Genomic DNA, 22,144 nt, shown 5'->3' on the forward strand with positions numbered 1-22,144 from the left:
CGTCCGGGACCTTCATATTTATGCCATTTTCACGCCTTTTGGTTGAGCGTATAATAAATCGAAGGATTGATTCGGGGGCAAAAACTTTTCGGAATCGAAGGGATACCTATGTCCGTCTGGAAAAGAAACCTGTTTGTCGTCTGGTTTGGTTGCTTCGCCACCACCGCTGGCATGAGCCTGGTCGTGCCGTTTCTTCCTCTTTACATTGGGGAACTGGGCATCCACAACACGGCCGCGGTGGAGCAATGGTCCGGTGCCGCCTTTGGCGCCACGTTCCTGTTAGCGGCCATCGTCGCGCCAGTATGGGGCCGCATGGCCGACACCTACGGGCGCAAGGTGATGCTGCTTAGGGCGAGCCTGGGCATGGCCATCATCATGACCCTGATGGGATTTGTCCAGAACGTCTGGGAATTGGTCGGCCTGCGCCTGTTGATGGGCGGAGTGTCCGGGTATATCTCGGCGGCGATTACTCTGGTGGCCACCCAGGCCCCCAAAGAGAAGTCAGGATGGGCGATGGGTACACTGAACACCGGGACCGTGGGCGGATCGCTCCTGGGCCCGCTGTTTGGCGGTCTGCTGGCCGATGCCCTTGGTTTGCGCCACGTCTTTTTTGTGACGGGCGCCTTTATGTTCATCGCCTTTGTCGTGACCGTGCTGTTTGTCAAGGAAAGCTTTGTCCGGCCGAGCGCCGAGGAGCTGAAAAACAAACCGAAGCTCTCGCGGCGCCAGATTTTTGCCCGGCTGAGCAATCCGCGCACAGTGTGGGCCATGTTTGTGACCACATTCATGCTGCAATTGGCGATCATGTCCATCAACCCGATTGTCACCGTCTATGTGCAGCAACTCAGTCCGCACAGCCGCCACATCGCGCTCATGGCCGGGGCGGTGGTGGCAGCCGCAGGCCTGGCCAACGTGCTCGCCGCGCCGACAATCGGCAAATTGGCCGACAAGGTGGGACAGCAGCGCGTCCTCCTGACCTGTCTGGCCGCCTCGGCAATCATGTTCGTACCGCAGGCGTTTGTCCAGAACGCCTGGGAGTTGCTGGTCCTGCGCTTCGTGTTGGGTTTGTTCATGGCGGGGCTGCTGCCGTCGGTCAACTCTCTGGTGCGCCGCCTGGTTCCGGACGACATCGCCGGGCGCATGTTCGGCTACAATCAGTCTGCCCAGTATTTGGGCAACCTCTGCGGGCCCCTGCTCGGCGGCCAGCTCGCCGCGGCCTTCGGCATCTCCAACGTATTCTTCGTCACCGCGGCCTTGTTGTTCATCAATGCGGTGTGGGTCTGGTTTAACCTCGGCAAACAACCGTTGCCACAAGCCCCCAGGCTGCGCCACTCGCACAAATGAAGGCAAGCAACAGGAAAACCCGGCAGGTCACGCCCCTCCCGGATTTTCCTGTTGAGCTACCTGTCGATCCGTCCGGACAGACCTCGGACGTTCTGTTCGAGGCTGGATTGCATACCCATTATGACGTGGCAGGCACGACCGTGGCTACGGACTGACCTTCGCCGCCACAGACGTTTCCGCGCGCTCGGACGGGCTCTGCGCCAGGCGCCTCGCCCACTCGTCCGGAGACAGAAGGTCGGGGTACGCCGACTCGTTGTGGAGCACGGCGTCCAACCCCAGTTCTTCCTCTTCCGCCGTGACGCGGAAGCCCATCACCTTATCCACCGCCCAAATCAGAATCCACGTGCCGATTCCCGAGAACAGCCAAGTGGCCAGGACCCCGCATAGCTGCAAGAGCAGTTGGTGCGGATTGCCATGGATGGCCCCGTTGGCCCCCGCCGAATTGACGGCCGTCGTGGCGAACAGACCGGTGGCCAAGGCGCCCCACGTGCCGCCGATGCCGTGGCCGCCAAAGGCGTCCAAGGCGTCATCGTAGCCAAGCCGCCCTTTCATGAACGTGCAGGCCAGGTAGCACACGATGCCGCCGACGAAACCGATGACCAGCGATGCCCCGGGAGTCACAAATCCGGCCGCCGGGGTGATGGCCACCAACCCAGCCACCGCACCCGCGCAGGCGCCAACCAACGTGAAATGCCCCGTCCGCAGACGCTCGGCCAACATCCAGCCCAAAGCGGCCGCCGCGGTCGCCGTGTTGGTCGTCACGAATGCGCTGGCCGCCAGCCCGTTGGCCGCCAAGGCGCTGCCAGCATTGAACCCAAACCAGCCAAACCAGAGCAAGGCCGTGCCCAGCAGAACGAATGGCACATTGTGCGCGCGGATGCTGTCCGATCCGTAGCCCACGCGCTTCCCGAGGTAAATGGCGGCCACCAAACCGGCCACCCCAGAGCTGATGTGAACCACCGTGCCGCCGGCGAAGTCGAGCACACCGAGGTTACGCAACCAACCGCCGACGCCCCACACCCAGTGCGCGAGCGGATCGTAAATGAAAGTGGACCAGAGCAAGATAAAGACGAGAAACGAAGAGAACTTGACCCGCTCGGCCAGGCCGCCGACAATCAACGCGGGCGTGATGATGGCGAACATGAGTTGGAACATGCTGAACGCCCCGGCCGGCACAGTGGCAGCATAGTCGCTGTCGGGAGCAGCGCCCACCCCGTGCATCAGGAACCAACTGAGATTGCCGACCACGTGGCCAACATCGGGCCCAAACGCCAGGCTGTAGCCGAAGACCACCCACTGGACGGAAACCAACAGGATGACAGCAAACGCCTGAAACATCGTGGTGATGACGTTCTTCTTGCGAACCAAGCCGCCGTAGAAAAAGGCGACGCCAGGCGTCATGATGAGGACGAGTGCGGCCGACGCCAGTACCCATGCCGTATCCCCCGGATCGACTTTTGGCATAATACCTTACACCCCTCTCTGCTTTCTGCTCACAATGTATTCCCTTCGTTCGATTCTTGCAACGATATTTGTTATTTTTAATGACATTATGGACTGGGTTTGCCGACAAGCAGAGTCATCGTGCTCTCTCGCGGTTCGAACGAAACATGGTAGAATAAGCTTGGGAGGTTATGCGATGAACGAAGCGGACCTGGACTACCGTGAAGCCTTTGCGGCCGTGCGGGCGGAACTCGGCAAACATTATGAAGTTCCGGACATCGTGCGTCCCAGTTCGCGCTTTGTGTTCCTGCTTGAATCTCCGCATGTGCAGGAGCTGCGCTACCGAGCCCCGGTCTCCGGGTCTTCAGGCGCCACCATGAGCCGACACCTGTTTGGCGAACGGTACGCGCGCTTCCCACTCGGGTGGCTGGTCAAGAAAAACGCGGACGAGCAAAAGCACAGGCCCAGTCTCGACAGAATCGGCTTGATGAACGTGTCCAACATCCCCATGCAAGCGAGCGCCTACCGCAACCGCGACGTCCACAAGCGGTACGGCCAGTGGCTGCAGGCGCTTGAGTTTGTCCGCGCCAACAACCACAGGGAGCAGTTCGACCAACCGATGGCCCAGGCGGTGCAGGACGTCTTGGTTGAGTCCCTGCGCGAAAAGTTGCACCAGCTTACCGCCCGCTCGTGCGTGTTCGTACCCTGCGGACGGTTTGCCCAGAAGTTTTTCCGCTTGGCCGGCGTACAGAGCGAGCACTGGCTGGTGATTTGGGACGTGCCCCACCCGTCGTATAACTCCTGGGATCGCGCCCGCTATCAGCCGGCCATCGAACGCCTGCGCGAAGCCTGGAACCGTTCGGCTGCGTATGCAACCGCTGCCGCTGCCAACGACAGTCCCGATAGCGACGCGCGGCCTGTGTGAAAGAAATCCCTGTCCCCGCCGTCATGGGAATACACGCTCGGTATAGGGGGAAACTCGGGATGCAGAGCGATGTGTTGTGCGTCGAGGAAGGGATGTCCCATGGGACCACATGCGCCGTGGCTTGTCGCTTGGATGGCCTTGGTGCAATCCGTCGTGTTGCTTGGCCTTGGCCTGCTCTCCGTATTCACAATGCCTTGGTGGGGGCGCGTGGTGTTTCAACGCGTCTTTCGCGACGCGGTGACCAAGGTGTTCGCGGAGCCTTACACGCAAAACCTTGCGGAGGGGCTCACCGCGCTGCGCAAATTCGGGGTGCAATGGACCATCGAAAGCGAACTGCGCGCGCAGGAAGGCATGCCGCTGGGCAAGCCCATCGGCACCGCGCGCGCGTTTCCCCACTTCGACGGGCTGCTGTTCTCACCCGCACAGCTGCGGCGGCACGCTCTCGACAACCACATCCCGGTCTCCACCACCACCATAATCGGGAGAAACACGAAAAAACCGCTCGTGCTGTCCATCCCCATTCTGGTGACCGCCATGGGATACGGTGTGGCCCTGAGCAAGCCTTTCACCCGCGCCCTCATGAAAGGCGCCGCCTTGGCCGACACCGCCAGCAACACGGGACAGGGGCCGTGCCTGCCGGAGTTTCGCCAGCTGGCCAAGCACCTGGTGGTGCAATACCACGCCTCTCCCTGGCGGCCCACCCCAGACACCCTGCGGCAAGCCGACATGATTGAGATTCGCATCGGCCAAGGGGCCAACGCCGGCTGCGGAACCTTCATCCCCCCCGACCACCTGACGCCGGAAATGGCCGCCGACATGGGATTGTCGGGGACTCGGCGACAAGGCGGTTACATTCCCGCGGGCGTTCCCGAAGCCAAGAACGAGCGCAGGCTGCGCCGGTTGGTACAGTCCCTACGCCAGCTGAGCGGAGGAGTCCCGATTGCCGTCAAGCTGGCCGCCAACCATGAACTGGAGCAGGACCTGCTGATGGCTGTCCGTGCAGGCGTTGACGTAGTGGTGCTGGATGGGGCGCAGGGTGGAACCCAATCCGCACCGGCCATTCTCGTCGATGATTTTGGCCTGCCGACCCTATCCGCTTTGTGCCGAGCGGTTCAATTCTTGCGATCCAAGGGTTGGCGCGACAAGGTCGACCTCATCATCTCCGGCGGCCTGCGCACCCCCGGGGATATGCTGAAAGCCCTGGCTTTGGGTGCCGACGCGGTCTACATTGGGACCGCCGCCCTGTTTGCGACGACCCACACGCAGATTGTCAAGGCGATCCCGTTTGAGCCTCCGACCTCCCTGGCCTGGGCCACTGGCGCCCATCGCCAGCAATTTGATGAAGAGGAGGGCGCGCAAAGCCTGGCGAGATTCCTCAACAGTTGCGCGGAAGAGATGAAAACGGGTGTTCGCGCGTTGGGGAAGAAGTCGGTGCACGACGTCTGCGAAAGCGACCTTGTGGCATGGAACGCGGACGTCGCCCGCATCACAAAATTGCCGCTCATCTAGCCTCGTCACGCACCGGATTTCCGAACAAAGGCTCAGGTCCGCTCACCGCGGACGGGACCAGACGCCAAACGACGCGTCGGGTTACAGTCGCGCCCTATACGTTGTACGTCTGTACGTAGTGGAGTCGCGCATCAGCCTTGATGTCGAACTTCAAGCTCCGGAACTGTTTGCGCCACTGTTTGTCGCCAGGCCACTGATCTGGGTGTTGCCTGTACAGGGTGAGCCCGAGTCCGAAGATGTCCGTTCCCCATCGCCGTTGACTGGTCGCGAGGCTCTCTCGAACGAGGGTTTGCACTTGTTTGGACACGGCGCGCTCCAATTGCTTGCGACGCGACGTCGATTGCAGCCTGGCGCAGATGCCCCCTTCGATGTCGCCGACGAGGCGGGTGCGAATCTGCACCTTCTGAAACCCGGATGCCGCCGTGGGAAAGCGAATGTCGGTGTGTACCGATTTGATGTTCACCGTAAACCTTCCGTCTCCCTCCGGGCACCGGAAATCGGTAACCGTCCGTGAACACTGATTCTCGACAAATGTCCAGCCCAAAACAAGCTTGTGGGACAGGGTGCCAACCAGTCGGTTCCCTTGAAACACGGCGAGCCCGTGGATTCGCGGCGACGAGGACGGGTCATCCGCAAAGACCGCGAAAGAATACGGCTCCACGCCGGGAGTGACCAAACGCTGGTGAAAACCGCCCACAGATCCTTCATAGGGGCGGTCAAGGAGGATGTCGTTAGTAAAAAAATTGGTCAAGTAGCGGGCAGGAATCGGGTCCGTTGGCGGATTGAACTTCGTTATCTGCTCCGCAGAAGCGAACGATATGCACAACCACGCATTGCGCGGCACAATCCGCGATTGGACCAGAGGATTGAGAACCGGACTAATCCCTTGCCGGGCCAACTGCTGATTCACAATCACGGCCTGCAGGTGGCCAAAGAACAACCTCCGGTCCACCGCGAGTTGAATTCGATGCACCGCCTCTCCGACACTGGCCCCAGATTGACTGACGGTAATGGTCTTGCCCTGATTGGCGCCCCCCTCACCTCTGGTGATGGTTCCCAACTTGTGCGGCAACGCGATTTGCACCGATACCGTCACCCCCCCATGCTCTGCCGGATCGATGCCGAGCAAGAGGACAATGGCGCGCTTTTGCAATTCCACACCGTCCCAACAGCCAGACAACGGCAAAACCAAGGCCAACAACACAGCGATAAACAAGACCCTCCGCCTCACCGCCTGACCAGGCTCCCCGCGCCGCTCCGCTCGTGACGGACCGTGAACCACACACTCAAAGCGACCACGAGCACACACCCAAACCCGATGCTGCTGGCCTCATAGAGTTTCGATGTGCCTACGTAAACATCCGCAATCCACGCCAGGCTGCCGCAGGTCCCCAGGACAAGGCAACCGCGCGCGACGCTTGGCATCCGAATGTACGGACGGATCAGCATATAGGCCCCGAAAACACACAAGTTTAACAAACCGGAGACGGCAATCAAGACAGGAATGAGGTTGATGACGTCCAGGTGTATGCCCAGTTGCATCCGCATGGCCTCAATGACGGGCCACTGCAAGGCGGCGCCTTCGAAAGCGCCAAAGTTCGCCAAAACCATGCAAAAGTCCAGGGCCATAAGAAGCAACACTCCCCCACCGGCGAACAAGTAGGCACGGAAGGCTGTTCCGGGGGACAGCCACGCTTGGAACAACGGCGTATACAGGACAACCAGCGACCATCCGGGAAGCAACTGCAGTACGTGCGGCAAGGCGCCCAGCCATTGTCCTGCCTGCATTGGATTTGCCAAGGGGAATAAGTTGGCGAAATCCGCCCGGCGAAAGCACAACACCGACATGGCCAGGCCGAGCAGCAGAGCAGGCCAAAACAAAACCGCACAGTAACGCAACAGGGCGTCAAACCCCCCCACCAACAATTGAAGCGGAATGAGCAGGCCCAACACGATCAACACCGACGTCGGGGTGTAAGGCAGGACATCGTAATGAATCAGCTCGATACCCGATTGCAGCACCCGTGCCCCGTACAGGCAAAGAACGAACGCCCACAGGAAGTTCGCTAGGCGGCCGCCCCATCTGCCCAGCATGGTTTCCAGCATGGAGGCTGTATGGAGCTGGGGTGGGCCGTGGTCGCGATTTATCGCCATTACGGCCGCAGTCAACCAGCCTAGGACCACCGCCAAGATCCCCCAGGCCATGAGCAGCCACCACACATTTGTGCCCGCGCCCTCCAACCAATCGGGAAACCAATCGAAGGTGGCCGGGCCGAGCAACGGGATGAACACCAACATGCCATACGTCTGTGCATTTCTTCCGCGCATCATAACGGACGGCGTTTCCTTCCCCGCCGGGAACGCCAGCCGACCGCGACGCCTCCCAATGGACTCTGGTAGGTGGCCGGAACCGTCACTTTGCCAATCAACGGAAGGCGCACAAACGTGTCCCTCCATTCGCGGGATATTCCTTGGGCGAACGGCGTCAGATACGGGACACCGAACGATTTCAGGGTGCACAAATGGGCGGCCACCATGAGGGCGAACCAAAGCGTGCCCACAACGCCGAAGATGGCTGTGACGAGAAGCATGGGGAAACGAATCATGCGGGTGATAAACGCAGCCTCGTAATTCGGAATGGCAAAAGCGCCAAGCGCAGTCACGCCGACGACAATCACCATGATGGGACTGACGATGCCCGCCGTGACAGCGATGTCTCCAAGCACCACGCCGCCGACAATGGTGAACGACTGCCCCACCTGCTGCGGCATCCGATTGGCGGCCTCCCGCACCAGTTCCACCATCAGCTCCATAAAGGCGGCTTCAAAGACGATGGGAAACGGGATGCCTTCGCGACTGGCGGCCAGTTGCAACAACAGATTGAGCGGGATGAGTTCCGGGTTGTACATGGTGAAGGCCACATACATGGAAGGCCCGAAGATGGATACGACGAGCGCAAACAGGCGAATGAGACGAAGGGCGGACCCGGACAGCCAACGGTGATCATGGTCATCGGCGGTGTGAAAGAAGGTAATCATCACGGCAGGCGCCAACAGCACAAACGGCGTTCCGTCCACAAGCACGACCACGCGCCCCTCTAGCAAGCCGGACACCGCCTTGTCCGGGCGCTCCGTCGCCTGCACCTGCGGATACGGGGACCACGGCATGTCCTCAATCCATTGTTCCACCAAGCCGCTGTCCAACACGCCATCGACATGGATGCGCTGAATGCGCCGGGCCACCTCGTCCACGATTTCCCCATCGGCCACACCCTCAAGATAGAGGAGAACCGTCTTCGTCCTCGTACGGGTCCCGAGTATGAACTCGCGCATGGCCAAATCGGGATCGCGTAGGCGCGAGCGGACCAGTGACATGTTCGTTTCGATAGATTCGGTGAACCCGTCGCGCGGCCCGCGCACCGAGACTTCGGCCTCCGGTTCTTGCGGAAGCCGCCGGTCTATCGCCGTCACGTCGACGACCACGTAATCGCGTTCCAGACACAGAACCGCCTTGCTGTCCAATAGAGCGCACATGGCTGCGACTGCGTCCTTCTCTATCTGAATTTGCCCTAGTTCCAACGTGTTTTGCAGCCAGAGGTGGGTTTCCCGACCATGGTCTCGCCGGCCCTGGAGCAACAATGGCCGCAACAGCCGTTCTTCCACCCGGTTGTGATCCACAATGGTACCAATGTAAACCACATCCAGGTGAGCGGGGGGAACAGGTCGAACCACCACGTCAAACGCAGGATGAATCTCTCGCAGCAAGGCGCGCGTGGTTCGCATCATGCCGACCTCCTTCCTGCCCGAGCCTGCCCGCGGCGTAGTCTGTCCAACTGCTCAGATATCTATGCCCGTTGGTTGTATAAACCGCCGACATCCGACCCATGCTAGGTGCAAGCTGGGGAGGAATCAGATTGCTCGTGCTCATTTTGGTATGCATTGCGCTTGAAATTGGGGCTCTTATGGCGATTGCCCTGCGGGAGGCCACTCGCCCCCAGCGCGCCCTCAGTTGGCTGGTCATCAGCATCATCACTCCCTTGATTGGCCCCCTGTTGTACCTGATCCTGAGCTGGCCTGTCCGCATCCAGCGACAAGGCCCCGGTCGATCCGCTCGCCAACACACCGCTTGCCCGCAGAGAAGTTGGGAACAACATGGAAAGAATATGCCCGCGCCAGACGCACCTGCGGAAAGCTGGGCTTCTGTAGGGGAAGCGGCCCAAAATCCGTCCTCCGGCGGGCAGTTGTCCGCAGCTTTGACCCGCATTACGGGGCGACCGCCGCTGCCCGCTCGTGTTCGCGTGCTCACGAACGGCCCGGAAACGTACGAAGCGCTGGTCGATGCGCTGAAATCCGCAAGGCGCAGCATCGACCTGGAATATTACATATACCGCGCGGATCATGTTGGACGGCTGGTGACGGCTACGCTCATCGCCCAAGCCCAATCCGGCGTAAAGGTACGGTTTGTCCGCGACGGGATAGGCAGTCGGCAATTCCCCCGGCAAACCGTGGCGGAAATGAGCGCGGCCGGCATCGAGTGCAGGACCGTGTTCCCACTTCGCTTTCCGTGGATTGGCCCCCGGCTGAATTACCGGGACCATTGCAAGATTGTGGTGGTGGATAGCGAAATCGCGTTCTTGGGGGGCATCAACATCGGCGACGAATACACCGGATTCAAACCTGGAATCGGCCACTGGCGAGACACGCACCTGTGCCTGACCGGCGAGGGTGTGTCCGCTGTGGCTGAGGTGTTCGAGATGAACTGGTCGATTGCCACCGCTGACTCGGCCACCCCGGAAAACCGTGCGGTCGCGGATGCCAATCGCCAACAGGGACGCAGAGGCTGGCCTCCTCGCTTGGCCAGAACGCGCGCCATCCGTCGAACCCGGCCGGCCCTATCGGTGGAATTTGCGGACCTTGACGATGGAAGTTTGGCGGAGGATTCGGATTCGGGCACAGCCGACGCAAAGCACCCTGAAGGAGCCCAGGGGCCGGCGGCAGCCGGATTGGCCGGCCAAGGCACCGAAGCCCATGTGCAATTGATCGCGAGTGGGCCGGACAGCCCGTCCCCGACGCAGAAGGAACTGTTCTTTCTCTGCATCACGTTGGCCGAGCGGCGGGTAGAAATCACGACGCCGTACTTCGCCCCCGATTCGGACCTGATCATGGCGATGAAAACCGCCGTGGCGCGCGGAGTGCGCGTGCGCCTGCTGGTCCCGAAACATCCCGACCACCGTCTGGTGGAACTCGCCAGCCAGACCTATTACGGCCCCCTGCTGGAGTCGGGGATTGAGATCTACCAATACGAGCCGGGAATCCTGCACGCCAAGGTGATGACCGTGGACGAAAGCGTAGCGGTGGTCGGCGCGGCCAACTACGACCCGCGGAGCTTCCGCATGAACTTCGAAGTCTCGGAAGTGATCTACAGCCGGGCTGTAAACGAGCACCTGCGCAACCAGTTTGAACGCGACCTCGAATCGTCGACGCCGCTCCACCTGGCGGACCTGCGCCAGCGACCGTTGTGGCAGCGTGCACTCGATCGCGCAGCCCGCGTGTTTGCCCCGCAGCTGTAAGCGCAAAGGGGCTGTTTGCTGCATACGTCTTTGCGCTTGGCGGGAAATTGGCGGGCATTAGCCTGTACAGGGGCTATGTTTTGACATACGTACATCATATTTATGAAATCTATCCATCATTTTTGATTGACAAACATGAGACCCTTGGATTATAACAAAATTACCACGCGAAAGGACTAGCGCTTGATGAAAGCCGATTCAAGGGTGACAAAGAAACAGATTGCCGAGCAAACAGGACTCTCCCTGTCGACCATAGACCGGGTACTCAACAACCGCGGGCACGTGAAACCGGAGACGTATCGCCGGGTCATGGAAGCCTGCAGGGAGTTGAACTACCAGGTCAACCGTTCAGCCAGCCTGCTCTCGCGCAAGCGCGATATCATGATTGGCGTCGTCTTGTTCACCTATCCGACATTTTTCTGGGATCAGGTGGAGAGAGGTGTCCAAAAGGCTTATCAGGAGCTGCGCGACTACGGGCTGCAAGTCGAGGTGATGAGGATTGACAACACCCCCGACGTGGATGTGGACAGGGTGCAGGAGGTCATTGATTCCGGACGCTTTGCCGGACTGGCGCTGGTGGCCAGCGACGATCAGTTTATCGGAATCATTGATCGCTGTATCGACACGGGTTTCCCAGTGGTGACACTGAACACAGACGCTCCGGCGAGCAAACGACTGTTCTATGTCGGATGCAACTACACTCGAGCCGGTCGGCTGGCAGCGGAACTGCTGTGTAAGTTTGTGGGCCGCAAAGGAAAAGTCACGCTGATCACCGATTCCTGGACGTCGTTTCAGTCGCACCAAAAAATCCAAGGGTTTCGCGAAGCCCTGGCGGAATACCCGCACGTCCGCATGGTCGGCCCGCTCAAATTCGAATTGGCGGATGCGGCCAATACCATTCAGGCGCTTGCCGATGACCTGCGAAACGTCGACGGCATCTATGTCTCAAGCTCCGAGTTGGTGCGCATAGCCAAGCTCAAACAGGAGATCAACCCGGACGCTGTGCTGATAGGCCACGACATGAACCCGGAGATTTACGCGCACCTGCAGTCTGGGACCATAACCGCAGTCATCTGCCAAGACCCAGAGGCTCAAGGATACCTTACAGTGACCAAGTTGTTCCACCATATAGCCTTGAGTGAGGATGCGGACGGGCCCGAGCACATCACTAGGCTGGACGTTGTCGTCAAGGAGAACGCACGCTTTTTCATTTGATTAAACGGTACGGGGCGCATCGGCCAAGTGGTAGCGGCGCGTCCCCTGCCCTTTCGGGCATTCGGGCATGCAGCTAAGCGCTTGCATGGCTAGAACGCAATCCTGTTGCCCAAAACGTGACGCTACAAGCGGGAAGTATCGTCCATTTTGATATACGTACATCAAATTATGACGCAAAAACAGTCACAAGCGACCAAGTATCGGTCAATTGCCCGCAATCATCAATGGAAAGGTGGTGAGGCATACCTGCGCCGCAGATGCCGTGCACAGGAAGCAACCGCATGGAATGTGTTGAGCACCTTATGGAAAACAAAATGCGAGGGGGAGCAGATAATGAAAAAGTTGTCTTTGGCCACAGGCAGTGCCCTGGTCTTGGCTGCAGCCGTGGCTGGTTGCGGCAGCTCAGGAACATCGAACACTTCGAATACGGGCGGATCGACAGGCACTGTAAGTCTGAACTTCCTGCAAAATAAGCCGGAAGTTGTCAACCAATGGAATCAGCTGATCAAAGTCTTTGAAGAGCAGAATCCGAACATCAAGATCAAGCAGATCAATCCGCCCAACACGGATACGACGCTGCAGTCAGACCTGGCAAAGGGGCAGATGCCGGACATCGTGGCGATGGGCGCGGACGCGACGTTCATCCAGATGGCGAAGAACGGGGTCTTCAAGGACCTCTCCAATGCTCCAGAGTTAGACAAGGTATCTCCCGTGTACTTAAAGATGCTGGAGCAGGAAGTGGGCAAAGACACGCCGTACGCCCTGCCCTACACTGTCAACGCAGTGCCCATCATCTACAATGTAGACCTGTTCAACAAGTACCATCTCAAAGTCCCGAAAACCTGGGATGAGTTAATGAACGAGGCCAAGCAAATCCAGGCTGCTGGCGGCACACCGTTCTACAACGGGTTTAAGGATGCATGGACCATCGCCCCAATCTGGAACGCGCTGGCCGCCAACACGGAGGGAAGTTCGTTCATCCAGGATCTGAAAGCCGGTAAGACCACGTTCGCCAAGAGCGATCTAACGGCCGCCAAGTCGATGCAGGAATTCGTGAAGTATGGACAACCGAACCAGTTCGGTGTTGACTACAACGACGCCAACGTAGACTTCGCCAAAGGCAAGTCGGTGTTTTACGCGCAGGGCATCTGGACTCTTCCGGTCATTCGCCAGGCCAACCCGAACATCAAACTCAGCACGTTTGTGGTGCCGGCGACGAACGACCCCAGCAAATTGAAGATGGTGTCGGGTGTCGACTCGCTGCTGACCGTCACCAACAGCGGCAATACGGCCAAGGAACAGGCCGCCATGAAATTCATCGATTTCCTTCTGGAGAAAAAGAACGCCGCGAAGTACGCCAATGCGGCGGGTCTGTTCTCCACCGTGAACGGCGTCAAAAATTCGGATGCAGCCTTGAAACCGCTGCAGCCGTACATTGACCAGGGCAAAGTGGTCGATTTCGACGACCACTACTACCCGCCCGCCATGGCTGCCGGCAACCAGTACGAATCGGTGCTGCAGGGAGCCCTGTCGAAGAAACAATCGGTGCACAAGTTGTTGCAACAGCTCGACAGCCTCTATCAGCAGAGTGCGTCTCACCAGTAAAATCGACTAGTCCGGGGCGGAGCGAGTAACCGCCCCGGGCGCCAAATGAGGAAGTGTTGAGATTGCTCAAGTCAGTGCGCCGGTCCTGGCCGTATCTGTTGATGACCATTCCCGCGCTGGTGCTGTTTTTCTATTTCCATACGTGGCCTGCCTTGCACGGGATATTTCTCAGCTTCACCAACTGGAATGGGTTTGGCCCCTATCATTTCATCGGGCTGAAGAATTACGTCGACCTGTTCCACGACCATCAGGTGCTGCACGCTTACGGTTTTACGTTCCTGTTTGCGTTTGTCACCACCGTACTCGTCAACGTATTGAGCCTGCTGATTGCTCTGGCGCTCAACGCACGCATCAAGCTGCCGAACACGTTCAAGGCCATCTTCTTCCTGCCATACGTGCTCAGCACGCTGATTGTCTCGTTCATTTTCAACTACCTGTTTTCGAATGTTATCCCGGACGTGGCGACTCAACTGCACCTGACCGCCCTGTCGCAAAATCTGTTGGGCACCCGCTGGGCTTGGGTGGGCATCGTCATCGTCTCCGTGTGGCAAGGGGCTGCGTTCAACACGCTGCTGTACTTGGCAGGTCTGCAGACCATACCGGAGGATGTCTATGAGGCTTCAAGCATCGACGGGGCGTCCCCGTGGATGACATTCTGGCGCATCACCTTGCCGCTCATCGCGCCCTTCCTGACGATAAACATGGTGCTGGCGGCGAAAAACTACCTGCAGGTGTTCGACCAGGTGGTGGGCATGACCAACGGCGGCCCGGGCACGGCCACACAGTCCGTCTCGTTCGTCATCTACACCAACGGCCTGGGTGGCGGCGAGCTGTCCTACCAGTCGGCGAACGCGGTCGTGTTCCTGATTGTGCTCGTCATCGTGGCACTGGCGCAGGTCCGTCTCATGCAGGGACGGGAGGTGCAACTGTGAGAACGCGCACCAATTGGCCAGCCATGATCTTTCTGATCATTGGAGCCTTGTTCATCCTGTTTCCGATCTACATGGCCATCGCCGTCGCCGTCAAATCGCCGCAGGAGTTGGCCCAGTCGGTGCTAGGATTCCCCAGCCACATTCACTGGGACAACTTCCGGCAGGCGATGAGCATCACGCACTACTGGCACACCTTTGGCAACAGCCTGCTCATCACCTTTTTCGCTGTCGTCCTGACCGTGCTGAGTAACTCGATGGTTGCATACGCCATCGCCCGCAACATGCACACGCGGCTGTTCAAGAGCATCTACTACTACTTTTTCGCCGCCATGTTTGTCCCGTTTCCCATCCTGATGCTGCCGCTGGTGCACCAAATGAGCAATATCGGGCTGGCCAATCGGGTGGGGCTGATTATTCTCTACATCGTTTACGGCATCTCGTTCAACGTGTTTGTCTACATCGGTTATCTGAAGTCCATTCCGCTCGAACTGGAGGAAGCTGCGTTGGTGGACGGCGCCAGTCGCTGGCGGATCTTCTGGCAAATTGTGTTCCCGCTGTTGGGACCGATGAACGCCACCGTTGCCATTTTGACCGGCCTGTGGGCGTGGAACGATTTCATGCTGCCCCTGGTCATGCTGTCCGATCCGAACCAGTACACGCTGCCTTTGGTGCAATACGCGTTCCAATCGCAGTACAGCACCAACTATGACCTGGCGTTTGCGTCCTACCTGTTGGCACTACTGCCGATGATTATCGTCTACCTGTTGTTCCAGCGCTGGATTGTCAGCAACGTGACCAAAGGGGCTATTAAGTAAAAGCCGCGGATGCGATACACTGAAGGCAGCCTGAAGCCAAACCTAGGGGGCGAGCAGATGGTCCGTGTGCATGGCATTTCAGTGCACGGGTGCGGCGTGGACGCAGAGACACGTTGCGCCCACTACCACAGTCCGCTGGACATCGTCGCTATCAAGTTTTTCTGCTGCCAAACGTATTATCCCTGCCATCTTTGCCATGAGGCCGTGGCGGACCATCCAGCGCAGACTTGGCCGGCTGACCGCTTTCATGACAGAGCCATCCTGTGCGGCGCCTGTGGGTCTGAGCTGACTATAGCAGAGTACCTGGCGTGCGCCAGCCGCTGCCCCTGTTGCGGTGCCCGCTTCAACCCCGGCTGCGCCTCGCATTCCCCTTTGTATTTCGACACTCCCGTGGTCCGATAACTGCGGGAGTGCGATCTTCGCACTGTGCCCACACAAATCGATGACATTTTTTCATCAAAACTGTGGCACATCTGTGACAAAGCGCGTATAGTTACTATTGACGGACGATTCCGACTTTGCGCAACCTGGATGGCGTTCCGTCTCCTTATAAACGCTTAAGGAGGAATGGATATGCTGCCGGAAGAGCGCTCGGATACAGTTCGCAAGTTTAGACTCGCTGCATCCGAATCAGCTGCGCCAAAACCGTTCGGCCGCGTGATACACGTCCCCGCCCGCCGGTGGCGACGATACAAACGCCGCGGCGCGCGCACCCCAGAACAAAGGCGAGACCTGGTGTTCATCACCGTCTTCCTCGCGCTGCTTGCCTTGATGACTCTGCTGCCGGACCTGCGGGGCTTCGCCTGAACGCGACCTGGCGCACAGGCTCCCGTCCCCGCCCGAATGGGAAAAGGCCGCCTGGCACAGGCGGCCTGTCTTTGCCCGCGGCTCACGCGGACTGAAACTCCGGGTCTTCGTAAGGGTGCGCCACCCACCCAGACGGATCGATAAACAGCCGGATGGCGACAACCTTGCGCTCATCAGTCAGGGTGAAGAAGTGCGGGTTGTTCTCGGGAACGGAGATGACGTCTCCCGCCTCCAGTTCGACATCGAAATAGCCCGTATCGCCCCGTCCCTTGATGACAAACACGCCGCTGCCCGCCACGATGGCCCGCACCTCGTCCTCGGTATGAGTGTGCACCTGTTCGAACTTCTTCAACAGCTCCTCCAGGTTCGGAGTGGATTCGGACAAGGAGATCACGTCCCACTTCACATAACCCCGGGCTTTGGCCAACTGCTCGATGTCCTGTTGAAAAGCGGCGAGCACCTGCTCCTGCTCCGCCTCGCTCAACACAAACCTGCCCCGCAGTGAAGCCGGCAGCTTCTCTGTCTGCCAATGGTCGTAATAGACCTGATTGGCGTCCAGAAACCGACGCACCGCCGACTCTTCGGCAATCGTCTCTCCCGTGTTTCTCACACGAATCTTCGCCATCTTCTCAACCTCCCAATGCCTGCCGATAGCCTCGCAGGTTGCCCCCATCATAGGGCACGCGCAGGAAAAAGTCCATTGACAGCCCTGAAACGGGTTTATATAGTATGGATATCTCTATTATATGATTATCTCGACTTGAATGGGTACGCTGCCAGCGACCATTCCATCCCCATCCGGAGTCATGGAGGGACCGGGCCGATGTACCCGGAAACCGGCCTTACCATGCGGTGCGGCGCGGTCTTGCGATTTTCCCGGAAGATAAAGGTCACCGCCGCGCGTGCGTCTCTTTCTGACGGAAAGGGGCGCTTTTTTGCTGGGGTTGCAACTGGCTGCGACCTTATCCGGCCGGGTATCCGCAACCCGCTTGCAGGCGCAGCGGTGTACCGGAAAGGAGGACCCATATGAGCAACGATACGGCCCGGTATGTGTTGGCCACCTACGAATTGGAGGACAGGCCGGGCGCCTTGGAACAGCGGGCCGAAAGCATCGCAGTCGGCCTGACCGTCGGGTCTTGGACCGACCTGCCCGCCGCGAAACAGGCGTCCATGCAACCGTATCGCGGTGTGGTGGAAAGGATTGAAGTACAGGAGGAACTCGCGGCAGACCGGGTCCGCGCCCGCATCACCGTCGGCTATCCTGTCGCCAATCTGGTGCCCAGCATCGCGGCGCTGTTGACCACGGTGTTCGGCAAGCTGTCCATGGACGGCGTTATCCGGCTCGTGGACCTGCGGCTGCCCGCGACCTACGTGCGCCAATTCCCCGGCCCCAAACTCGGCGTCCCGGGTGTGCGCAAACGCCTCGGGGTCGATGAGCGCCCGCTGGTCATGAGCATCTTCAAGTCCTGCATCGGCCAGACCCTTGACGAGCTGACCCAGCATTTTCGCGAACAAGCCTTGGGCGGTGTGGACCTCATCAAAGACGACGAGATTTTCTTCAGCGAAACCCTGGCGCCTCCAGAGGCGCGGGTGCAACGCTTCCGCGAGGCAGCGGCCGACATCGCGGATGAACTGGGCAAACCGGTGCTGTACGCGGTCAACCTGAGCGGTCCCATCTTCGACCTGCGTGACAGAGCGCGACGCTTGGTCGAGCTTGGAGCCAGCGCTCTCTTGCTGAACGTCGTGGCATTCGGCTACGACGCGCTGCAGCACTTGGCGGCAGATCCTGAAGTGGCGGTGCCCATCCTGGCCCACCCCGCCGTCTCCGGGGCCCTCTACGGCGCCCCCCGCCACGGCATCGCTTCGCACATCGTGCTCGGACAGTTGATGCGCTTGGCCGGCGCCGATGTGGCCATCTTCCCGTCACCGTACGGATCGGTCACATTGCCTGTCGAGGAGGGACTGGCGCTGGTCGCGGCCCTGCGCGAAACGAACGGCCTGCGTACAGTGTTGCCGGCCCCGTCGGCCGGCGTGCACCCAGGTCTGGTGCCGAACATCGTGCGCGATTTCGGGCATGACGTCATCCTCAACGCCGGCGGGGCCATCCATGGCCATCCCCAAGGCGCCACAGGCGGCGGCCGCGCGTTTCTCGCGGCGGCGGAGGCGGTGGCCAAGGGAGTGCCGCTGGCCGTGGCGGCAGAGGCCAGCGAGCCCCTGCGCCTGGCGCTCGAGAAGTGGGGAGCGCGGGCATGAGCGGCGTCCCAAGCCTCGCCTTTTATTGCGACTTTGACGGCACCATCGCGCAACAAGACATGATTGGTGCCATCGTCCGCCACTTCCTGCCGGAAACCGGACAGGCGATTGTGGACAAGGTCAACGCCCGCCAATGGTCCGTCCGGCAGGGGGTCGAAGCGATGTTCGCCGCCATCCCGTCCCACCTGCTGCCCCAGGTGCAAGCGTTCGCCCGCCAAGGCACGCGCATACGCCCAGGCTTCGCGGAGTTCGTAACGGCGTGCCGCGAGCACGGCTGGCGGCTAACGGTGGTCAGCGGCGGCTTCGACTTTTTTGTCCATCCGGCGCTGGCGCCGTACCATGACGCGATGTCGGTCTACTGCAACCGCCTGGATGACGCGGGGCCCCATCTGCGGGTGGTCTGGAGTGTGCCTTGCGATGAGGCGTGCGACGGCGGCTGCGGGCTGTGCAAGCCCACCGTGATTCGCCGCACCCGCCGCCCCGGAGAGCTCGTGGTGGTGATTGGCGACGGCGTGACGGACCTGAAACAGGCGCAGCTGGCCGACTTCGTGTTCGCCAGGGACAAACTCCTTCAGGAGTGCCGCAGTCTTGGCGTGAAGCACAGTGCCTTTGAGACGTTTTACGACATCATGGACCACCTGCAGACAGACCCTGTGTGGAAGGAGTAATCGAGGTATGACATTTCCGGTCGATCCGGCCGCGTCTTCGGTCCTCGCAGCGCGGCAGAAGGTCTGCCAACTGGCCGGCGAGCTGGCCGCGCGCGGTTGGCTGCCGGCCACCAGCGGCAACCTGTCGGTGAAGGTCTCCGACACCCCGCTGGTCATCGCCATCACGGCGAGCGGTTGGGATAAACAGCACCTGTCGGAGGACGGCGTGATTTTGGTGGACCAGCACGGTCAACTCGTTGAGACCAGCACAGAAAAACCTTCGGCTGAGACGGCCGTCCACACGCAGCTGTACACCCGTTTGGGCTGCGGCGCGGTGTTGCACGTTCACACGCTTTACAACAACCTCGCCTCCGACCGGTATTTCCCATCTGGATCGGTCCCGCTGCAAGGTTATGAATTGCTCAAGGCGCTCGGCCACTGGGAAGAAAACGCGCGCATTGAGGTGCCGATTGTCGAGAACCACCCGGACCTCAACCGGTTGGCCGACGCAGTCGCTGCCGTCGCCCGTCCCGATGTCCCGGGTGTGCTGGTGCGCAACCACGGCGTCTACGCGTGGGGACAGACCCCATCCGACGCCAAGCGGCACCTGGAGGCGCTGGAATGGTTGTTCGAATACCACCTGCTGAGGCTCCAGTACGCCGGCCTGAAACTCGCCGAGCCCCGCACGGCCGACTGAACCGCTGCCAGCCGAACGGTTCACAAACAGCAGGCTGCACAGGCGGCAAGCGACAGGACGAGAGACACTGGATGCAGATGGGGAAGGAGAAAACCTAATCTCGCCAAAGACGCAGCGAAAACTCTAGATATCTTCTCGGATTTAGGTGAATTTCGGAGGTCTTTCGCGTTATCGCGGGCTCGCCCAGCCTGATGCCCAATCTTGTGGAACTGTCCATGTTGAACCCGCCAGCCTCTCCTCTGTAGCATGAAGGGTGCTTAGAGAGACCCAATCCACCAAACAGATTGTTCAAACGCCGCAACAGGGGGTCGAGGCTGGAGGGGTTTGGTTTGCAACGAATTGCGGTGCTGGATGCCCTGCGTGGCCTTGCCGCCCTGACCGTCGTGTTGGAGCACTGCCTGATCAGCCTGCCGGCTTTCAACCGCGCCAATGGCTACCGAGCATCCGGCAAGACTTGGGTGGATGTCTTCACGTACACGCCCCTGCATCTCATCTGGGACGGACATGAAGCGGTCATTTTCTTTTTCCTTTTAAGTGGCTTCGTATTGACCCTCCCATTTCTTGCAGGCCGGAGACTGCCCTACCCGGGATACCTGGTCAAGCGTTTCTGCCGCCTTTACATCCCGTATGTGGTCGTAGTCCTCCTTTCCTGGGCATTGCTTGCGCTTGGCTTTGCCAACCAACCGGTTGCAGCAAAGGAAAACGGAATGAGTTCCTGGTTTGAGGACATCTGGAGCCATCCGGTAACTCCTATGGTGTTATTTCACTATCTGCTGATGACCGGGAAGGATACGCACAACCTGGATGTCAGTTCATGGTCGTTGGTGCACGAAATGCGCATTTCCATCGTATTTCCCCTGCTCGTGTTTGCTCTTCGCCGGCTGCCGACAATCCTAAGCGCTCCCTTATGCGCCGGTCTTATCGTGGTTGCCAGCGCTTGGTACGACACCATCCCCTGTCGCTTCGGCGCCACACTCTACTATATGGGGTTTTTCGCATTTGGCGTTTTGTTGGCTAAACACCGCCAGGCCGTCCGTGATTTTATTCAGGACCTGTCCCGCAAGACAAAAGCCGCCCTCTTGATAGCGGCGCTCTTAATCTACAACGTGGACTGGTTCCCCGCCGTGCACAACTGGTTTGGGGAGCGACGCCCCGGCATCGACATGGTCATCGGTGCCGCCGCTGCTCTCGTCATAGCTCTCGCGACCGGCAGCAGACAGATGAAAGTCTGGATAGGCAAGCGCCCGCTCGTCTGGTTGGGCAACATCTCGTTCAGTCTGTACCTCATCCACCCTGTCGTACTGTCCGGGTGCGTCTACGCTTTGGACGGACTGCTTCCGCACCGTTGGATTATCCTTTTGGTGCCGCCCGTGTCCATCGTGGCAGCGTATGTTATGTATCGGCTTGTCGAGTGGCCATCCATCCGTCTCGGACACCAGTTTGCAGCTGCCATCATGCAATCGCCGCAAACTGGTGGACGAGCGGCTTAAGCGGGCCCCGGAACCTACTGCGCCACTCCTTGGCGCGGGCCCATCCCAGCCCGGGCTCAATGGGCCCAGCGTTTCAGTTTGCGCACATGGCGGTTGAGCAGATAACCGCCTATCCAAATCAGGACGATGACCACCCCGCCGATGATGAGCCAGGCCATGTAGCGGCGCTTGGAGACGCCGAGAAACACAAGCGCCGCCCCCACGTAATAGGGAATGCCGCCCACCGCCGAAGTCCAAAAGTAATCCCACGTACGGACGGACTTCATGACACCGGCGGTGTAATTGACGACGATGAACGGCAGCGGGACCACCCGCGCCAGCAACAGACCGAGCGGCCCGCCGCGGCCAATCCACTCGTTCACCTGCTGAAACCGCTCCTCGGTGATGAAGCGGCGCAGCATCTTGCCTCCGTAACGGCGGGCCAGCCAAAACGTCGTCATGGCTCCCAGCATCGAGCCCGCCCAACTGTACAGGCTACCCAGCCACGGTCCGAAGATCTTCATCAAGATGATGATGAGAAACTCCGAGGGCACCGGAATGATACAAAAGATGGTCATCAGGATGATCCCGATGACGCTGGCCAGCGGCCCAGAGGCGATGATCAGCCTGGACAGCCTATCCGACTGGTCGTAGTGAAAAAACGCCACAACGCAGGCCACACCTGCTGCAAATAAGAGAACCGTCACCGCAACTTCGCGCAACCCGACCACCTTGGGCCGGGGCACAGCCGGGTGACGCCCATCCGCGGCCCCAGAGTCCGCCACCGAGCGGCCACCTGTGGCTACCCACGCCTCGGTGCGCGCATGACCGCCCTGCTGCGATGAGGTGCTTCCACCTTCGTTTGACGCTGCCTTTCCAGTCGTGATGGGACACCTCCCCACGAACACCCAAAT

General features: G+C 59.8%; 20 protein-coding genes. 14 read left to right on the forward strand and 6 right to left on the reverse strand.

Features of this window, described 5'->3' with window-relative positions:
- Positions 1-108: 108 nt before the first annotated feature.
- Positions 109-1,344, forward strand: coding sequence for a multidrug efflux MFS transporter (locus AK2_RS06565; RefSeq protein ID WP_067932615.1), 1,236 nt, complete (start codon positions 109-111; stop codon positions 1,342-1,344).
- 144 nt (positions 1,345-1,488) lie between these two features.
- Here AK2_RS06565 and AK2_RS06570 read toward each other — a convergent pair whose 3' ends face one another.
- On the reverse strand, positions 1,489-2,808 hold the full coding sequence (locus AK2_RS06570) for an ammonium transporter (protein WP_083520919.1): 1,320 nt from the start codon (positions 2,806-2,808) through the stop codon (positions 1,489-1,491).
- Positions 2,809-2,983: 175 nt separating this feature from the next.
- Here AK2_RS06570 and AK2_RS06575 point away from each other — a divergent pair, with 175 nt between their 5' ends.
- Both AK2_RS06575 and AK2_RS06580 read left to right on the forward strand, forming a co-directional pair.
- Entirely contained in the window at positions 2,984-3,712 is a 729-nt protein-coding gene (locus AK2_RS06575) for a uracil-DNA glycosylase family protein (protein WP_067932617.1), read from the forward strand.
- Positions 3,713-3,811: 99 nt separating this feature from the next.
- Entirely contained in the window at positions 3,812-5,221 is a 1,410-nt protein-coding gene (locus AK2_RS06580) for an FMN-binding glutamate synthase family protein (RefSeq protein ID WP_245632801.1), read from the forward strand.
- Between the two features lie 94 nt (positions 5,222-5,315).
- Here the strand turns inward: AK2_RS06580 and AK2_RS06585 are convergent, their stop codons facing one another.
- Genes AK2_RS06585 through AK2_RS06595 form a run of 3 tightly spaced genes read right to left on the reverse strand, consistent with a single transcriptional unit; the run spans position 5,316 to position 9,003 of the window.
- Positions 5,316-6,452, reverse strand: a complete 1,137-nt coding sequence (locus AK2_RS06585; RefSeq protein WP_169794739.1) for a Ger(x)C family spore germination protein — start codon at positions 6,450-6,452, stop codon at positions 5,316-5,318.
- Positions 6,449-7,552, reverse strand: a complete 1,104-nt coding sequence (locus tag AK2_RS06590) for a GerAB/ArcD/ProY family transporter (RefSeq protein ID WP_067932621.1) — start codon at positions 7,550-7,552, stop codon at positions 6,449-6,451. The genes AK2_RS06585 and AK2_RS06590 overlap by 4 nt, the downstream gene beginning before the upstream one ends.
- Positions 7,549-9,003, reverse strand: a complete 1,455-nt coding sequence (locus tag AK2_RS06595; RefSeq protein ID WP_067932623.1) for a spore germination protein — start codon at positions 9,001-9,003, stop codon at positions 7,549-7,551. Before AK2_RS06595 ends, AK2_RS06590 begins: the two co-directional genes overlap by 4 nt.
- A gap of 137 nt (positions 9,004-9,140) precedes the next feature.
- Between AK2_RS06595 and AK2_RS06600 the strand changes: the two genes are divergently transcribed.
- The 7 genes from AK2_RS06600 to AK2_RS06625 all read left to right on the forward strand — a co-directional run bounded on the left by AK2_RS06600 (position 9,141) and on the right by AK2_RS06625 (position 16,164).
- Positions 9,141-10,790: a phospholipase D-like domain-containing protein gene (locus AK2_RS06600; RefSeq protein ID WP_245632806.1), complete on the forward strand. Its 1,650-nt coding sequence runs from the start codon at positions 9,141-9,143 to the stop codon at positions 10,788-10,790.
- Positions 10,791-10,976: 186 nt separating this feature from the next.
- Complete coding sequence (locus tag AK2_RS06605) at positions 10,977-12,005, forward strand: LacI family DNA-binding transcriptional regulator (protein ID WP_067932627.1); 1,029 nt, start codon at positions 10,977-10,979, stop codon at positions 12,003-12,005.
- 333 nt (positions 12,006-12,338) lie between these two features.
- The gene (locus AK2_RS06610) at positions 12,339-13,610 is read left to right on the forward strand and encodes an ABC transporter substrate-binding protein (RefSeq protein WP_067932629.1); all 1,272 of its coding nucleotides are present in this window, start codon (positions 12,339-12,341) and stop codon (positions 13,608-13,610) included.
- 101 nt (positions 13,611-13,711) lie between these two features.
- Complete coding sequence (locus tag AK2_RS06615) at positions 13,712-14,542, forward strand: carbohydrate ABC transporter permease (RefSeq protein ID WP_067932822.1); 831 nt, start codon at positions 13,712-13,714, stop codon at positions 14,540-14,542.
- Positions 14,539-15,357, forward strand: coding sequence for a carbohydrate ABC transporter permease (locus AK2_RS06620; protein ID WP_067932631.1), 819 nt, complete (start codon positions 14,539-14,541; stop codon positions 15,355-15,357). The genes AK2_RS06615 and AK2_RS06620 overlap by 4 nt, the downstream gene beginning before the upstream one ends.
- A gap of 57 nt (positions 15,358-15,414) precedes the next feature.
- A complete protein-coding gene (locus AK2_RS16410; RefSeq protein WP_083520925.1) occupies positions 15,415-15,759 on the forward strand; it encodes a CHY zinc finger protein in 345 nt (114 codons plus the stop codon).
- Positions 15,760-15,930: 171 nt separating this feature from the next.
- The gene (locus AK2_RS06625) at positions 15,931-16,164 is read left to right on the forward strand and encodes a hypothetical protein (protein ID WP_067932632.1); all 234 of its coding nucleotides are present in this window, start codon (positions 15,931-15,933) and stop codon (positions 16,162-16,164) included.
- An 82-nt stretch (positions 16,165-16,246) separates the two neighbouring features.
- Here AK2_RS06625 and AK2_RS06630 read toward each other — a convergent pair whose 3' ends face one another.
- Positions 16,247-16,789, reverse strand: coding sequence for a 1,2-dihydroxy-3-keto-5-methylthiopentene dioxygenase (locus tag AK2_RS06630; RefSeq protein WP_067932634.1), 543 nt, complete (start codon positions 16,787-16,789; stop codon positions 16,247-16,249).
- Positions 16,790-17,190: 401 nt separating this feature from the next.
- On the opposite strand from AK2_RS06630, the gene AK2_RS06640 reads away from it, so the two are divergent.
- From AK2_RS06640 to AK2_RS06655, 4 genes are all read left to right on the forward strand, one after another.
- Positions 17,191-18,417 (forward strand): 2,3-diketo-5-methylthiopentyl-1-phosphate enolase, encoded by a 1,227-nt coding sequence (locus AK2_RS06640; protein ID WP_067932637.1) that lies wholly within the window; start codon positions 17,191-17,193, stop codon positions 18,415-18,417.
- Positions 18,414-19,085 carry an MtnX-like HAD-IB family phosphatase gene (locus tag AK2_RS06645; protein ID WP_067932639.1) on the forward strand — a complete coding sequence of 224 codons (672 nt, stop codon included), beginning with the start codon at positions 18,414-18,416 and terminating at the stop codon, positions 19,083-19,085. Before AK2_RS06640 ends, AK2_RS06645 begins: the two co-directional genes overlap by 4 nt.
- 7 nt (positions 19,086-19,092) lie before the next feature.
- The gene (mtnB, locus tag AK2_RS06650) at positions 19,093-19,761 is read left to right on the forward strand and encodes a methylthioribulose 1-phosphate dehydratase (protein WP_067932641.1); all 669 of its coding nucleotides are present in this window, start codon (positions 19,093-19,095) and stop codon (positions 19,759-19,761) included.
- Positions 19,762-20,090: 329 nt separating this feature from the next.
- Positions 20,091-21,251 carry an acyltransferase family protein gene (locus AK2_RS06655; RefSeq protein ID WP_067932643.1) on the forward strand — a complete coding sequence of 387 codons (1,161 nt, stop codon included), beginning with the start codon at positions 20,091-20,093 and terminating at the stop codon, positions 21,249-21,251.
- Between the two features lie 56 nt (positions 21,252-21,307).
- Here the strand turns inward: AK2_RS06655 and AK2_RS06660 are convergent, their stop codons facing one another.
- Positions 21,308-22,138 (reverse strand): TVP38/TMEM64 family protein, encoded by an 831-nt coding sequence (locus AK2_RS06660; RefSeq protein WP_169794740.1) that lies wholly within the window; start codon positions 22,136-22,138, stop codon positions 21,308-21,310.
- Positions 22,139-22,144 lie beyond the last annotated feature (6 nt).

Source organism: Alicyclobacillus kakegawensis NBRC 103104 (assembly GCF_001552655.1).
Classification (GTDB): Bacteria; Bacillota; Bacilli; order Alicyclobacillales; family Alicyclobacillaceae; genus Alicyclobacillus_G; species Alicyclobacillus_G kakegawensis.